Source organism: Colwellia sp., from assembly GCF_013214175.1.
Lineage (GTDB): Bacteria > Pseudomonadota > Gammaproteobacteria > Enterobacterales > Alteromonadaceae > Colwellia.
Genome location: NZ_JABSPA010000002.1, coordinates 1,295,105 through 1,310,889, shown reverse-complemented (window position 1 = coordinate 1,310,889; position 15,785 = coordinate 1,295,105). Strand labels below are relative to the sequence as shown.

The following is a 15,785-nucleotide window of genomic DNA, read 5'->3' as shown; positions in this document are numbered from 1 at the left end:
ATCAAACTCTTCAATTAAAAATCGTTTGTGTAACCTCATCACAAGTGATGTGTTACTGCTCAATGAATTCTGTCGTGATACCAACCGAAGTTGATATCGCATTACATAGTCGCTACCTATCTCGCTAGAAATAAGTAACTATATTTGTTTGCATGAACATCATTCATTAAGCGTTTTTGTTTTCCTCTCGAAAGAGTCAAACTATGTAAAACAACATTAATGTGAGTGCTCACACAAATTGCATGATAACTAATTGTTAAAGAATCTCACCTTGAAGAAGGTAAGGAGCAAATAATCTCATTCGTTATTTGCTTGACTTCGTTGCTGTTACCCCGAAGCAGGTGGCGTATAATACGCTCCCTAGTTTTGATGTCAACGTTTATTTAAAATGAAATTAAAAGTCTACGTTAAGTTAACTGATTCACCTTAAAAGTAATTAGATAACATATCAAAACAGTCCTTTGATGATTCAATTTGCGTGAACCCCTTGGAACTGAGGCGCATTATAGAGAGAGTTCATTTTTGATCAAGGGTTATTTTTACTTTTACGTTTACTTGTTCACAATTCAAACACGAACATCACATACTTTATATGTGTCAGGTTTTTTTACATTACATTAACAACCAGGCATGGTAACTCATTATAAACATAAACACTTTAAAAACAGAGTGATAGATACAATCAACATCTGTTAACTATTATAAAAGTGACTAATCCTGCATTTATTCTTAATATTTATGTAAATTCTTTTTACAATTCATAAGAATTTCTTATTAGGATTATCCTAATTAGCTCTGTTAAAGCGCTACCCTGCTGCATTGTTAACAACTTTGCAACAAAGGCACTATTATTGCTTATATATGTCACTCGCTATTTTTCATTGAGCAGCTGCTAATGAAAATAAAGAAAGTGTAATAAATATACACAGCGAAGATATAACAATAAACCGGAGATAAACATGCATTTTAAGAAATCCATAGTAGGGAGTCTGATTACATTAGCAATCACGGCTGGTGCAAGCACCACTGTATTTTCTAACGAAATCACTGGCGATATTAGTAAATTTAAATCTGTAGGCAGTGAACTTAATAGCAAACAAAAAACAACTGGCTATATTATCCAATTAAAAGGTAATACTGCAATTGCCCAAGCTCAAGATATTGGTGAGCTTTTACCAAGCAATCAATTAGTCGCTAATACAGGTAATCGTTACAACGCCTATACGCCGGCAATGAAAGCCTATACTCAAGCAATGGAAAAAAAGCAAAAGAAAGTTGCTAGTTCAATTGACTCTCTCGAAATTTTACATTCTTTTAAGCATACCTATAATGGCTTTTCAGCCAAGCTGAATTCTAAGCAAAAAGCACAATTAGAATCTCACCCTGACGTAGTTGGCGTGTGGGAAGATAGATTAGAAGTTATTAACACCGCTAATACCCCTGAATTTCTAGGCCTTACAGGACCTGGTGGCCAACACACCATGAATATAAAAGGTGAAGGTGTCATTATCGGTATTATCGATACGGGTATTTGGCCTGAAAATCCAAGTTTCTCCGATGATGGTTCATACACTGATCCAGCAGACCTTGGCTGGCAAGGTGCTTGTGATACCGGTACTGATGAAGCATTTACCTGTAACAATAAATTGATTGGTGCTCGTTACTTTAATGCAAGTTTTAGCAGCCAATACGATGTTCAATATGCTTTAGGTGAATTCGACTCGGCTCGCGATGCAGACGGTCATGGTAGTCATACGGCTAGTACAGCAGGTGGTAATGAAAATGTAGCTGCTATGCTTTCAGGTGCAGCTGCAGGAACTGTTTCAGGCATGGCTCCACGTGCGCGTATCGCTGCATATAAAGCTTGTTGGAATAGTGATTATGTTAGCCCAGAAGGCAATAAAGAACGTGGTTGTTTCTACGGTGATACTATGGCGGCAATTGATGCTGCAGTAACTGATGGTGTTGATGTTATTAACTACTCTATCGGTGGTAGTAAAACAGATTTAACCATTCCATCAACTGCAGCAATGCTAAATGCCGCAGCTGCTGGTGTTTTTGTTGCAGTTTCTGCAGGTAATAGTGGTCCAGATAAAGAGACTGTTGGTACTCCTGCTCCTTGGGTAACCAGTGTCGCTGCATCTACATATAATGGAACTTCTACTATTATTGGTAAAGCGCTTGATGTTACTTCTGGTTCTTTAGTTGGTACTTCACTTATGTCTGTGCCTGCAGGTTTTGCTCCGGCAACAGTTGGTCTTGCCGGTGAGCTTGCTCTAGCAGAACCAGTTGAAGCCTGTAATGATGCACCTATAACTAATGGCGCTGAATTAGCTGGTAAAGTAGCACTTATTGCTCGTGGCTCATGTTCTTTTACTGAAAAGTTCATCAACGCGCAAAATGCTGGTGCAATTGGAGCACTTGTTTATACATATGATGGCACCTCACCATTTTCTATGGGTGGTGAAGATCCAGCAGTAGCTATTACTGGTTCAATGATCTCTTTTGCTGATGGTCAAGCATTAACGGCAAGTGTTCTAGCTGAAAGTACTTCAGTGATCTTTACTGACACAGCAGCTTCAGGTGAAGCGGTTGAAGTGGGTAATACCATTGCATCGTTCTCATCACGTGGTCCAAACTTAAACACTTACGACATTATCAAGCCAGATATTACGGCCCCTGGTGTTAAAATATTAGCGGCAACTACATCTGCACCAATGTTGGGTACACAAGGTGAGACATTTAAGTATCTACAAGGTACATCTATGTCTAGCCCGCACATTGCCGGTATGGCTGCATTATTTAAAGAATCTAATAGTTCTTGGAGTCCTGCGCAAATTAAATCTGCAATGATGACAACTGCTCGTCAAAACTTAACGAAAGAAGATGGTTCAACACAAGCTGACCCATATGATTTTGGTTCTGGTCATATAGCGCCAGTTTCAGCTTTAGATCCAGGTCTATTATTTGATACTAACCTTGCTGATTACCTAGCCTTCCTTTGTGGTCAAGACAAAGAAAGCTTTGTTGCTGCGTACGATACTAGTTGTGCTGATTTAGCAACTGCAGGTTTTAGTACCGATGCTAGTCAATTAAACCTACCTTCAATCGCTATTGCCGAGTTACTAGAACCTGAAACAATTTTCAGAACAGTTACCAATGCAACTCCGATTGGCTCTTCTTACACGGCTACAATTGAAGCTCCAGCTGGTTTTGAAGTGAGTGTACAAACGTTTGACGCTAATGGCGATGAAACAGCTGAAACTACACTAGATGTAGCAGCTGAAGGCGGCAAAGCTAGCTTTGCATTAACTTTTACTAAAACTGACACTACTGAAGTTGATGCTTGGAAATTTGGTGCAATTACCTGGACAGATAGCGCTGGTCACTCAGTACGTTTACCACTAGCAATTAAAGCTGTACCTACAGTGAAAATTGAAGTGCCTGAATTGCTATCTGCTGATCTTAACCGTGGTCGTTTCCGCTTCCCAGTTAAGATGCTTTACTCTGGTAGAACAAGTATTAAACATGCTGGTTTAGTTGCACCATTTGGAACAGCTGGTACTGTTGAAGCTGATCCAGCTAAAGAGTTTGAATTTTTAGGTGCTGGTACAACTTACCACATGTTCCATATTCCTGAAGGTACACAAGTTGCTCGCTTTAGTTTAGCTGATGCACTTGTAGCAGAGGAAGGTGCTGACCTAGACCTATACGTTTATCGTTGTGATAAATGGTCTTGTGCTCAAGTTGCTAACTCACTTACCGATGGTTCAAATGAAAACGTTATATTAACTAACCCTGAGCCTAGAGCAGATGTTAGCGTTGGTGATGTTTATTTAACTATGATTCATGGTTACTCAACAGGTGACGCTCCTTCTACAGATTACACTATGGTAGGTTGGATTGCAGATCAAGCTGAGAGTACTACGCGTGTAATGTCTAGCCGTCGTGCAATTAAAGGTCGTTTCAACTACACAACTATTATGACTAGAGGCCTACCAACAGGTACTACTTATATGGGTGCTGTTACTTACTTTAATGGTGAAGGTGAAGCTGAAGGTACTACAGTACTTGAACTAAAAAACTAGTAAATAACATTCTCTAGCAAACTCCGTTCAATTAGGATTAGCTAGCTGTTATAGACAGAGCCCACTTAAAGTAAATTTAAGTGGGCTTTTTATTAAGCTTTTCTTAGCAAACAAACTATCAACCAAACAATACTCACTACAAAACCTGCAGCCATCTGCTGTTATTACCCAAGCTTACCTTGCTGTACTTAAGCTATACATTTGCGGCAAGCTGCTTAATGCTGTCAACAACTGCAAAGCTAAAGCTCGGCTAAAAAACACTCACAATTAACTATGAGCTGGTAAAATATTTACCCTGTCATATCAGCGCTACCGCTTCCCGTTAAAGTAAGCTATTAGTTACTCTCAAAAATAGAGATAGCAATAATGCATTCATTAGGGTCTACAACATACGGTTTAAAAAATTAATAATCCAGATAAAATAAAGGCTTAGTGACTAGTGCAACAACGGTGTTATTACACTAGTAAGTTAACTAACTTTTATCTTTACCTTTAGAATTATGATTATAGAGTGTCGAGTGCAGATATGAGGCAGAGTGGAAAGGAGCTCTTATGGCGTATGAAGGATCTTCAAGTAATCACAGCGAGAGAGTAGAGAGTATCTTAGGCCCTTTTAGCTTAACAACCAAAACACGCGGCAATCAGGTATACGACAACTAGGCAAAGATAGGTTTAATTGGCTTATCTAGCTAAGTAACTAATTAGCTAGGGACTAGGACAATAGATAAACAAGTAAAATAGCAGGCATAAAAAAAGCCTTACCTAAGTAAAGCCTCTTTAACTATGTTTTAGCACTAACTCAATTTAATGCTGAACTAGAGTTTCAAAATATAGTAATACTATTTATTCGCTTTTTTACGACGAGCAGCTAAGCCTGCAACAGCTGTTAAGAAAAGCACTAAAGTAGCAGGTGTAGGAACAACGCTAGCTTCACCTAGAGTATACTCAACAAAAACATACAACGTAGGATCTGGAATTACCGATAAATCATAAGCAGCTACATCACCAGCACCAGATGCAGAACCACTCCATGAATACCAGCCAAAAACATCTTCAAGGTCGAAGTATAAATCCTGAAGACCTAAAGAATAATCTGCAGTATCAAAGCTAGCTAGAAATTGAAAACCATCTGCTACATCTGGCGCTAACATATCAATACCAAAGAAATCGAATTCTTCCCAAGTATATATAGTGCCGAAACCCCACTCATCAACTTCTGCTGGAAATGTATTAATGGTTATTGAACCAATAACATTGCCAGTTGCATCAGAGATAAAATCTTGAGTGATTAATGCGGCATTGGCACTGGTAAAACTCAAGGCTAAAGATAGTGACAAAAAAGCGCGTAAGATTAATTTATTTAACATGTTACTTCCTATTTATAATATGGCTATTTTATTTTTATAGTATTAATAACGGCGAGGCTTATAAGCGTTCAATTGCTAAAGTAAGCGACTACCGACATTGCATAGTAGTAAAGCAATTATCGCGCCTAAATAAAATTAACCTTAAATTACATGACACTACCTACAAAATAACACGTAATTAACCACCCATTAACAACAAGGTATTATAGTGTAAAAAAATCCGACACTTAACGAGCTAAGTCCAATAAAAGTAACTGTTTGTTATTATATAAATAATTTGCTAGCTTATGGTCACAAAAACAAAGCTATACTTACGCATACTTAGCTCGAAAAATAGCTGTGGTACCCGTTGTACATTACCTATAAGTTACAGGATAAGGTTTGACTATGAGCATTAAACAACTCTCTTTTACTAAAATTTTCCTAGCGGCAACGCTAATAACCTCATCAGTCATCAACATTGCTAATGCAAAAAATATCGCTATTTATCGCTGGGTTGATAAAAATAACATCGTTCACTTTAGTCAAAACCTACCACAAGGGCAGGATTATACCGAGCTAAGCACAGTTTCTTCATTTAAAGCCTTATCAAAAGCTGAAAGAAAAGCACTTGCCGAAGAAGATAAAGCAGCACAAATTGTTGAAGCACAGGAACAAAGACAAGATATTATCATCGCTCAAAATAAGAAAACCTTTGAGAAAAACTGTAAAGCTGCTCGACTTAATATAAAAATGTTAAACTCGTTAGATGATATACATATCAGTGAAGAAAAAAGTGATGGTAGTATTGGAAGTCGCCCATTAACTCAGGCAGAAAAAAAAGAGAAACTTACCTTAAGTAAAAAGCATGAAGGTCTTTACTGTAGTAAATAGTAAGATTCAATCTAATTAGCCCTACTTAAAATTAAGTAAGGCTAATTACTAAAACAAACGCTATAACAAGTTGTTTTATTCACAAAATGTCCCGCAAAATTACCTTATAGATTATTTGCAGCTAAAGGTTAATTGTCCCTCAACAACTGTCACTAAAATTGTACTGCCTTTGGCAAACTCGTTACTGAGTATTTTTTGTGCCAATGGGTTTTCAACCTCTTGCCGAATAGCCCGTTTTAAAGGTCGTGCGCCAAAAATAGGATCGAAGCCAGCAGCAGAGATTAGCGAAATGGCTTGGTCAGTGATTTCTAGGTTGAGATCTTGTGCCGCTAATCGCTGGGCCAAAGCTTGAATTTGTATTTCAGCAATTTGCTTAATTTGTCCAGCTAACAGCGGATGGAAAACAACAGACTCATCAATACGATTGATAAACTCAGGCTTAAAGTATTGTCCTAAAACATTCATTACTTCTATTTTCATTTGCTGGTATTGACTATCTCCGGCAAACTCTTGAATAACATCAGAGCCAATATTTGAGGTCATAATAATAACAGTGTTTTTGAAATCAACAGTACGACCTTGGCCATCCGTTAACCTGCCATCATCGAGTACCTGTAATAAAATATTAAAAACATCGGGATGAGCTTTCTCTATTTCATCAAGCAAAATAACAGAATAAGGTTTTCTGCGTACCGCTTCAGTTAAATAACCGCCCTCTTCATAACCAACATAGCCTGGTGGCGCACCAACTAAACGTGCTACCGAGTGTTTTTCCATAAACTCTGACATATCAACACGAATTAAGGCATCTTGAGAGTCGAATAAAAACTCGGCAAGGGCTTTGGTTAACTCAGTTTTACCGACACCTGTAGGCCCTAAAAATAAAAAAGAACCGATTGGCTGGTTAGGATCGCTCAAACCCGCCCGAGCACGTCTAATGGCATTAGCTACCGAAGTTACCGCTTCATGCTGACCAATAACACTCTGGTGTAAGCTATCTTCCATGTTTAATAACTTATCACGCTCTTGCTCGAGCATTTTAGCAACTGGAATACCGGTAGCACGACTGAGCACATCAGCAATTTCAACTTCGGTTACTTTATTAGCTAACAAGGTCATTTCTTGCATTTCAGCTTGGCTAGCTAGATCTAATTGTTTTTCCAGCTCGGGTAATTTACCGTATTGTAATTCAGACATACGATTTAAATCGCCAGTTCTTCTTGCTGCCTCCAACTCAATCCGTGCTTGCTCAAGTTCTTCTTTAATGGTGTGTGCACCATAAAGTGCGGCTTTTTCCGTGGTCCACACTTCATCTAATTCATCATACTTCAGCTGTTTTTCAGCAATTTGTTCTGAAATGAGTGCCAAGCGCTTGATAGAGGCCTCATCTTCATCTTTTGCCAAGGCTCTTTGCTCAAGCTTTAACTGAATCAATCGTCGCTCGAGCCTGTCTAAATCTTCGGGTTTCGAGTCCATTTGTAAACGAATACTCGATGCCGCTTCATCTATTAGATCAATAGCTTTATCCGGTAATTGTCGGTCACTAATATAACGATGAGATAAAGTCGCTGCCGCCACAATGGCCGGATCAGTAATATTTACCGAGTGATGTAACTCATAACGCTCTTTTAAGCCACGTAAAATTGCAATAGTATCTTCAACACTGGGCTCTTCAACTAATACTTTTTGAAAACGTCGCTCAAGCGCGGCGTCTTTTTCAATATATTTACGGTATTCATCAAGCGTAGTTGCGCCGACACAATGCAAATCGCCACGGGCCAATGCGGGTTTTAACATATTACCTGCATCCATAGCGCCATCTGATTTTCCTGCGCCGACCATGGTATGTAATTCATCGATAAAGAGAATAACTTGCCCTTCTTCTTGTGACAATTCATTCAAAACGGCTTTTAAACGTTCTTCAAATTCACCACGATATTTTGCGCCAGCAACCAGCGAACCCATATCCAGAGATAATACCCGCTTATTTTTTAAGCCTTCTGGGACTTCATGGTCAACAATACGTTGCGCTAAGCCTTCAACAATAGCGGTTTTACCAACACCTGGTTGCCCTATTAATACCGGGTTGTTTTTAGTCCTACGCTGTAAAACTTGTAATGTACGACGAATTTCATCATCACGGCCGATAACCGGATCGAGTTTGCCCTGCTTAGCAAGCTCGGTTAAATCCACCGTATACTTATTTAAAGCTTGGCGAACATCTTCAGCATTTTGGTCATCAACCTTTTGCCCACCACGAATATGTTCAATGGCCGATTTTATCCGTTGCTGATTTGCCCCTAATTCGGAGAAAACTTTTCCTAAGGCACCTTTATCTTCGATGGCTGCCAAGACAAACATTTCTGAAGAAATATATTTATCAGACATTTTTTGTGCGTGTTTATCGCAAAGGTTTAAAATTCGACCTGAGGCTGCAGATAATTGTACATCGCCACCGCTGTCTTGCACTTGTGCTAAAGACGCTAAGGCCGCTTCAATTTTCTGACGTAAAGAGCGCACATCAATAGCAGCACTTTTTAACAAGGCAATAACAGAGTTACCGTTTTGATTGAGCAAGGCTAACATTAAATGAATAGGCTCAATGAACTGATGATCTTTGCCTAAAGCAAGTGATTGCGCATCAGCAATGGATTCTTGAAATGATTGGGTAAAGCGATCTAAGCGCATTTTATCTCCTAAAGCCCAGAGGATTAATTAGTTATCTGAGTATGATTTAATCTTTAAAGCAATGTTAATGTTATAAGGCTAAAAGATTATTTTTCAATGCAATTTCAAATATAAGCTTGATATAAAACAATAAACAGGGGGGAATTGACTAAGCTATTACCTTAGGAGAAATAACACTGAAAAATCATCTTCTGCAAACTTACACCTACAAGTTAACGCCTGCAAATAATACTCGCCATACGACCCGTTACTTGCTCTTTTCGATAGGAATAATACTTATTTGTTTCTTGGTAGGTACATTCAGCTAAAGCAGAAATAGCGCTAACACCCAAGGCTTGTAACTGCAGTTGCGCAATCTGCTGTAAATCTGCCAAGTACTTACCATTTTCTTGCTTTATAAAGGCGTTATTAAAAGCCACACCTTGTTGAGTAAACGCCTCTTTAACCTCACTACCGACCTCAAAAGCATATTTACCAATACAGGGACCGAGCCAGGCCACTAGTTCGGCAGGCTTACTGTGCATTTTATCTAAGGTTTTTTCGATAATATTCGCGGCTAATGAACGCCAACCGCCATGAATAGCCGCAACTTCACTGCCATTTTTATGACTGAGTAATATAGGCAAGCAATCGGCTGTCATTATTGCCAAAGCAATATTTTTCTGACGAGTAATACTGGCATCGGCAGTTATCACTTGCTCATTTACAGCCATGACTTCTACTACTTCATTACCATGGACTTGCTTGAGCCACTGAATTTGAACGTCTTCGATGAGTTTACAATGAGGTGAAGGTTTTTGAGTTAGCTGCTGCTTGCTTAACTTTTGCTGAAGAAGTTGTTTTAACACATTACGATTATGATTCACTTTTTCGGCACTATCGCCGACATGCAAACCTAAATTAAAGGCACCAAATGGGGAGCTTTTACTGATTAACTTTTCATTTTTTAACTGCTGATTTTTTGAGGGTGTGGCTGTTAAATCTTGCTCATTTATCTTTAGTGGCGATATCTGCAGAGGAGAAAGTCGCGTTGTTTGTAGAGCGAGTATTTTATCGCTTATTGGGTATGAGGTGGCAGATGATGATTTAGACCTACTTATAGCTGTAAGTTTAGATATAAGTTTAAATGTAGGTTTAGAGGTAAAAAAAGACGACCAATTTACCAACTCAAATGCCGAGTTGGTAAATTGAAAAGGCTCATTTTCAAAAAGAGCCTGATTACTATAACTAGTATTCTTCTTCGGCATTAAGCTTGTTATCGTCTTGAAGAAGCTTAACTAACTCAACAAAGTCTTCAGGTAACTCTGCATGCCAAGTCATTTCTTCTCCGGTAATTGGATGAAATAAAGATAACATAGCAGCGTGCAGTGCTTGGCGTTTAAAGCTACGCAACTTCATTAACAGCTCTGGTGTTGCATTTTTTGGTGGACGAGGACGACCACCATAAACAGGGTCACCTACTAACGGATGGGTAATGTGTGACATATGCACACGAATTTGATGTGTGCGGCCGGTTTCTAAACGTAAACGTAAACGAGTATGTAAACGGTATTTCTCCATCACACGGTAATGTGTTACTGAAGGACGACCAACAAATGACACTGCCATTTGCGTACGCTTAGTAGAATGACGACCAATTGGCTGATCAACCAAACCACCCGCTGTCATAACACCACAGGCAATCGCTTCGTACTCACGAGTAATTTCACGTAATTGCATCGCTTCAACTAAGTTGGTTTGCGCGGCAATCGTTTTAGCGATAACCATTAGGCCAGTAGTATCTTTATCAAGACGATGCACGATACCAGCTCTTGGCACTACGCCGATTTGTGGGTAGTGATGTAATAAAGCATTAAGCAAAGTCCCATCAGGATTACCTGCACCAGGATGAACAACTAAACCTACTGGTTTATTTATCACTAAAATATATTCATCTTCATAAACAATATCTAATGGAATGTTTTGCGCTTCAAAACGTAACTCAGTTTCAACTTTGGCATTAATTTCAACAACTTCACCGCCATACATTTTCTCACGAGGACGGGTAAGTACTTCGCTATTTACCTGCACTTGTCCGGCTAAAATCCACTCTTTTATCCGTGAACGTGAATAATCAGGAAACATTATCGCTAATGTTTGGTCAAAGCGTTTACCTAAACATGATTCAGGTACAATATCTTTATGTTGAATGATTTCTGACATTAAACTCTCTTTAAACTCGATTAAACCTAGCGAATTAATCAAATTACCATTTGCACTGTGCAAGGTAAGGTTGCTAGGGTAGAATGCTTATTCTTAAATATAAAAACATTTTACCCGTTTACGCGGTGGTTTGATATTTATTTTAATTAAAACAAAGTAGCGATAATAAATTTCATGGATAAATTGACAGTAAAAATTATTTTAACCGTTTTAGCCTTGACCTTAACTGGCTGTTCATCATCTGATGATGACATAGAAAAAGTACCGGATAAATCAGCACAGTCTTTATTTGTTGATGCCCGAACAGCACTTGATAATGGTTTATATCAAAAAGCTATTCAAATACTTGGCGCTATTGACTCTCGTTTTCCTTTTGGTCCAATTTCTCACCAAGTACAGCTAGATTTAATTTATGCTTACTATAAAAGTGGTAATGCTGGGCAAGGAATTGCTTTAACCGATAGGTTTTTAAGATTAAACCCTAATAACTCAAATGTTGATTATGTTTATTACATGCGTGCGCTTATCAATATTTCTACCGAAGAAAATTTATTTCAAGATTTAGCCGGTATTGACCGTACCGATCGTGATCCTGAAGCTTCGCGTAGCGCTTTTAAAGATTTTAAGAGCATAGTGACTGACTACCCTGACAGCAAATATGCTGCCGATGCACGTAAGCGCATGATTGCGATAAAATCTCGCTTGGCACAATACGAAATAGCCGTAGCTAAATATTATATTAAACGTGAAGCGTATGCCTCTGCGGCAAATCGTGGTCGTTATATTGTTGAATACTTCGCGCCAAGCCCTGAAATAGAGCAAGCGCTTGAGATAATGATTGAGAGTTACGATAAGTTAGCACTTACAGACTTAAAGAAAAATGCTATGCAAGTACTTGCGGCTAACTACCCAAACAACAGGCTAGTAAGATAGAAAGTTAGTACTACCTAACCTCTATATTAATGAATAAAAAAGCTGAATTACCTAGGTAATTCAGCTTTTTTATATTAAGTAATTTAAGCAGTTATTTCATGAATGTCAGATCCTTTTACAGCTAACTGAAACTAACTAATCACCCTTTATTCTGTACAGTATTAATTAAAGCTTATAACAAAGAATGTTTACTTTTAACACGTAGCACTAACAAAGCAACAGCCAACAACATCAACATTGTAGATTTTGGCTCTGGCATTTCAGTAGTAGTGAAACCTGCTGGATCTCTTGCCCAAAGCGATATATGTGAAATAGCTGTGTTACCAAAGGTACCTGTCATATTAAAAGTTCCCGTTAAATTATAAGGAACGGTTAAGTCAAGCGTATTTCCTAACTCTGAGTTAATCATCTTAAAGTTAAAGTCGTAAATGGCAAAATCATTTCCCGCTTTGAATATAAATGCTAAATGGTCAAAAAAACCATTGCCAAATACAGGCTCAAGTATCTCAACTATATTAGCGACTGGTGATATTGCCCATTGACCATCTTCACATTCACCACTGGTAATAGACACCTGAAATACTACATCGAAATCATCTGTATATGAGCAACTAAAGACAACAGATAATACATCGTCAATATTTATACTGATATCTTCTCCTTCATCATCTTCTAAATCTTTCCCTGCAATAGAGCCAACAAAATCGCCTCCCTCTTGCTTACCAAGAAAAACCCAACCAGGATCTGTTTTGTTGGTATTACCATCAGTATCATCTAAATCTTGTAAATCTGTTTCAGGGTTAATAAATAGAATATTGTTATAGCCTTCACTTCCATCCTGGGCTAGCGGGCCACTTTCATCATAAAAAGGATCAAACAAAGTATTATTAGGATGCAAAGAAGGATCGGTAGCGCCACCATGAGGCTTCGTTTCACCATTAAGTAAGCCGTCTTGATATTCACCAATATTGGTACCTGGTAAAGGTTTATCATTGCCACTAAGTAGGCCAACACAGCTTGTTGAAGTACGACCATCAGCATCATATAAAGGTGGTGGAGCAGTTGGCAAGTTAAGTACTGAGCCACCGGAGACTAATTGCATTGTTGAAAGGTGCACATCGCTAGTCGCGCACATGGTAGTAGCCATAGCGACAGAGTTAGTAACAACTAAGAAAACCAAACTAATTAATTGAAAAGTGTATTTCATAACGTTTCCTCATGTTATTGAATACCATTTAACAGCATTGGTATTATTCATAGAAAAATTCGTCATAGAAATAGCTGCATAAATTGCACCAAAGTACATTTATGCATAGTTATTAATTAGTTAATAACAAGGCTAATTTACGCTGTGGCAAAGGTGTAAAATAGTAGGACACTTTTAATGGTTTGCTATGCAATTTCGAGTTTGTTTTGAACTAACAAAGCAGAATTCATAGGATCTGAACAAGAGGTATTGAAGTGAAAAGGCATTGATGCGGAGTACGACGGTAAAGCTGATTACCATCGTACTTAAACTATTACTACGATTAGAAAGTAAATAGCGCTAGAAAACTAAATAGCGTCTCGGTTTTCTTCACCCGTTCTAATACGGATAACTCGGTCAACATCGGTAATGAAGATTTTACCATCGCCAATTTTACCGGTTTGCGCTGTTTCTAAAATCGCATTAACACAACGTTCAACATCATCTTTGGCAATAACAATTTCTAATTTCACTTTTGGTAAAAAATCAACCATGTATTCGGCACCACGATACAGTTCAGTGTGACCTTTTTGGCGACCAAAACCTTTAACCTCAGAAACAGTCATGCCAGTAACACCTATTTCGCCAAGGGCTTCTCTTACATCATCCAGTTTAAATGGCTTAATAATCGCTTCTATTTTTTTCATCTGCGTTGCTCGTCAGTTAAAGTTGCATTGATTTCACTAATAAAGATATTACAGCGTGTTTAATGCTATTTAGCAATATCCAATTGGCTTTTAATTTTGTTAAACTAGTGAAAACAACATACTTTACCCACTTGCCAGCTAGGAAGTCTTATGGATCAGCAAACCATTATTGCCGAAATGAAAGTTATCCCTGAAATTGATGTTCAATTTGAAATTAATCGCCGTGTTACCTTTATCAAAAAACAATTAACGCAATCAGGGCTAAACAATTTAGTCTTGGGCATAAGCGGTGGTGTTGACTCTTCAACTTGTGGTCGATTAGCACAACTTGCGATTGATGAATTAAATGAGCAACAAGCTGAAGGCAGTCATAGCAAACGTTATCAATTTATCGCGGTACGTTTACCTTATGGTATACAAGCAGATGAAGATGATGCCCAACAAGCAATAAATTTTATTCAACCAAGTCACTGTTTAACCACAAATATACAAGTGGGTGTTGAGGGTATTCATCATGAGGTTTTACAAGCGATGAGTAAAGCTGAGCTGTTAACTGCTAATGATGCTCATATAGATTTCTCTAAAGGCAATGTAAAAGCGAGAGCACGCATGGCGACTCAATATCATATTGCCGGTATTGTTGGCGGCTTAGTGTTGGGTACAGATCATAGTGCAGAAAACATCACTGGCTTCTTCACTAAATGGGGCGATGGCGCTTGTGATTTAGCGCCACTTTTTGGTTTATCAAAAAGACAAGTTAGGGCACTTGCCAAAGAACTTGGCGCGCCAAGTATTCTCGTTGATAAGGCACCGACCGCTGATTTAGAAGAGCTAGAGCCGGGTAAAACTGACGAAGATGCTCTAGGTATAAGTTATGAGCAATTAGATAACTTCTTAGAAGGTAAGCAGGTAACCACTACAGTTAGTGAACACATCATCAATATCTATAAAAAAACACAACATAAAAGACAAGCGATACCAACAATTTACAGTTAATCCTTTCTTAAAGTACTTTTAGGCTTAGCTAAATCCATTTTTATTATCTATAACTTAATCATACCGGGCAGTTAATAAAAATGGATTTTTTATGCTTAAAACTCAGCCGCATTACCATAGCAAAGTTCCGACCAGAACATCCCTAGCTTACCTTAAAATACAGTCATGCCGAGGCATGACGCTCATCGAATTAATGCTCAGTATAGGAATTACTTCGATACTCACCAGCATTGCCTTACCTAACTTAAACCACTTTATTGTCCAGCTCAGGGTGGATAATGAAATTTCACGGCTATCCCGCTTGTTACTTACCGCCCGAAATCACGCTATTAGCAGTGACAGTAATGTTATTATCTGCCCAATAGCAGGTAATGGCGCATGTTCGAGCGACTGGCACGAAGAGCTTAGTGTATTTATTGATAACAATGGCAATCAGCAATTTGATAGCGCCAATAATGAACTATTGATTGCAACTAAGAGTAAGATAAAATCAGGTGATATACTCATATATGCAAAAAATAGAACTAAAATCACCTACCAAGCAACAGGGCATTTATTTGGCTTGAGTAATGGCACATTAAGGTATTGCCCGAAAGGCTATCAAGAGATGTCTAGGGCCATAGTAATAGCCCGTTCTGGCCGGTTTTACGCAACAACGGACAGTAACTCTGACGGTAAAGATGAAACACGTAGCAACCAAGTAATAAAATGTGATTAGCGATAATAGGCTTTCAGCAAACTAAGT

Annotated in this window: 11 protein-coding genes; 5 read left to right on the top strand and 6 right to left on the bottom strand. The window is 38.4% G+C overall.

The window, feature by feature from the left end; translation table 11 throughout:
• The first annotated feature begins 959 nt into the window (after positions 1-959).
• Positions 960-4,088 (top strand): S8 family serine peptidase, encoded by a 3,129-nt coding sequence (locus HRT55_RS08495; protein WP_291620403.1) that lies wholly within the window; start codon positions 960-962, stop codon positions 4,086-4,088.
• A gap of 839 nt (positions 4,089-4,927) precedes the next feature.
• Here the strand turns inward: HRT55_RS08495 and HRT55_RS08490 are convergent.
• Positions 4,928-5,455, bottom strand: a complete 528-nt coding sequence (locus HRT55_RS08490) for a PEP-CTERM sorting domain-containing protein (RefSeq protein WP_291620401.1) — start codon at positions 5,453-5,455, stop codon at positions 4,928-4,930.
• A 387-nt stretch (positions 5,456-5,842) separates the two neighbouring features.
• On the opposite strand from HRT55_RS08490, the gene HRT55_RS08485 reads away from it, so the two are divergent.
• Complete coding sequence (locus HRT55_RS08485; RefSeq protein ID WP_291620399.1) at positions 5,843-6,328, top strand: DUF4124 domain-containing protein; 486 nt, start codon at positions 5,843-5,845, stop codon at positions 6,326-6,328.
• 111 nt (positions 6,329-6,439) lie between these two features.
• Here the strand turns inward: HRT55_RS08485 and clpB are convergent, their stop codons facing one another.
• The 3 genes from clpB to rluD all read right to left on the bottom strand — a co-directional run bounded on the left by clpB (position 6,440) and on the right by rluD (position 11,218).
• Positions 6,440-9,016: an ATP-dependent chaperone ClpB gene (clpB, locus tag HRT55_RS08480; RefSeq protein ID WP_291620396.1), complete on the bottom strand. Its 2,577-nt coding sequence runs from the start codon at positions 9,014-9,016 to the stop codon at positions 6,440-6,442.
• 212 nt (positions 9,017-9,228) lie between these two features.
• Positions 9,229-10,263: a peptidoglycan editing factor PgeF gene (gene pgeF / locus HRT55_RS08475; RefSeq protein ID WP_291620394.1), complete on the bottom strand. Its 1,035-nt coding sequence runs from the start codon at positions 10,261-10,263 to the stop codon at positions 9,229-9,231.
• Positions 10,244-11,218 (bottom strand): 23S rRNA pseudouridine(1911/1915/1917) synthase RluD, encoded by a 975-nt coding sequence (rluD, locus tag HRT55_RS08470; RefSeq protein ID WP_291615373.1) that lies wholly within the window; start codon positions 11,216-11,218, stop codon positions 10,244-10,246. Before rluD ends, pgeF begins: the two co-directional genes overlap by 20 nt.
• A gap of 174 nt (positions 11,219-11,392) precedes the next feature.
• Here rluD and HRT55_RS08465 point away from each other — a divergent pair, with 174 nt between their 5' ends.
• Entirely contained in the window at positions 11,393-12,151 is a 759-nt protein-coding gene (locus tag HRT55_RS08465; protein WP_291615371.1) for an outer membrane protein assembly factor BamD, read from the top strand.
• Positions 12,152-12,323: 172 nt separating this feature from the next.
• On the opposite strand, the gene HRT55_RS08460 is transcribed toward HRT55_RS08465, so the two are convergent.
• Positions 12,324-13,358 (bottom strand): hypothetical protein, encoded by a 1,035-nt coding sequence (locus tag HRT55_RS08460; RefSeq protein ID WP_291620393.1) that lies wholly within the window; start codon positions 13,356-13,358, stop codon positions 12,324-12,326.
• 347 nt (positions 13,359-13,705) lie between these two features.
• On the bottom strand, positions 13,706-14,044 hold the full coding sequence (gene glnB / locus HRT55_RS08455; protein ID WP_291620390.1) for a nitrogen regulatory protein P-II: 339 nt from the start codon (positions 14,042-14,044) through the stop codon (positions 13,706-13,708).
• 150 nt (positions 14,045-14,194) lie between these two features.
• Here glnB and nadE point away from each other — a divergent pair, with 150 nt between their 5' ends.
• Both nadE and HRT55_RS08445 read left to right on the top strand, forming a co-directional pair.
• Complete coding sequence (nadE, locus tag HRT55_RS08450; protein WP_291620388.1) at positions 14,195-15,040, top strand: ammonia-dependent NAD(+) synthetase; 846 nt, start codon at positions 14,195-14,197, stop codon at positions 15,038-15,040.
• A 91-nt stretch (positions 15,041-15,131) separates the two neighbouring features.
• Complete coding sequence (locus tag HRT55_RS08445) at positions 15,132-15,758, top strand: GspH/FimT family pseudopilin (RefSeq protein ID WP_291620386.1); 627 nt, start codon at positions 15,132-15,134, stop codon at positions 15,756-15,758.
• The last annotated feature ends 27 nt before the right edge of the window (positions 15,759-15,785 follow it).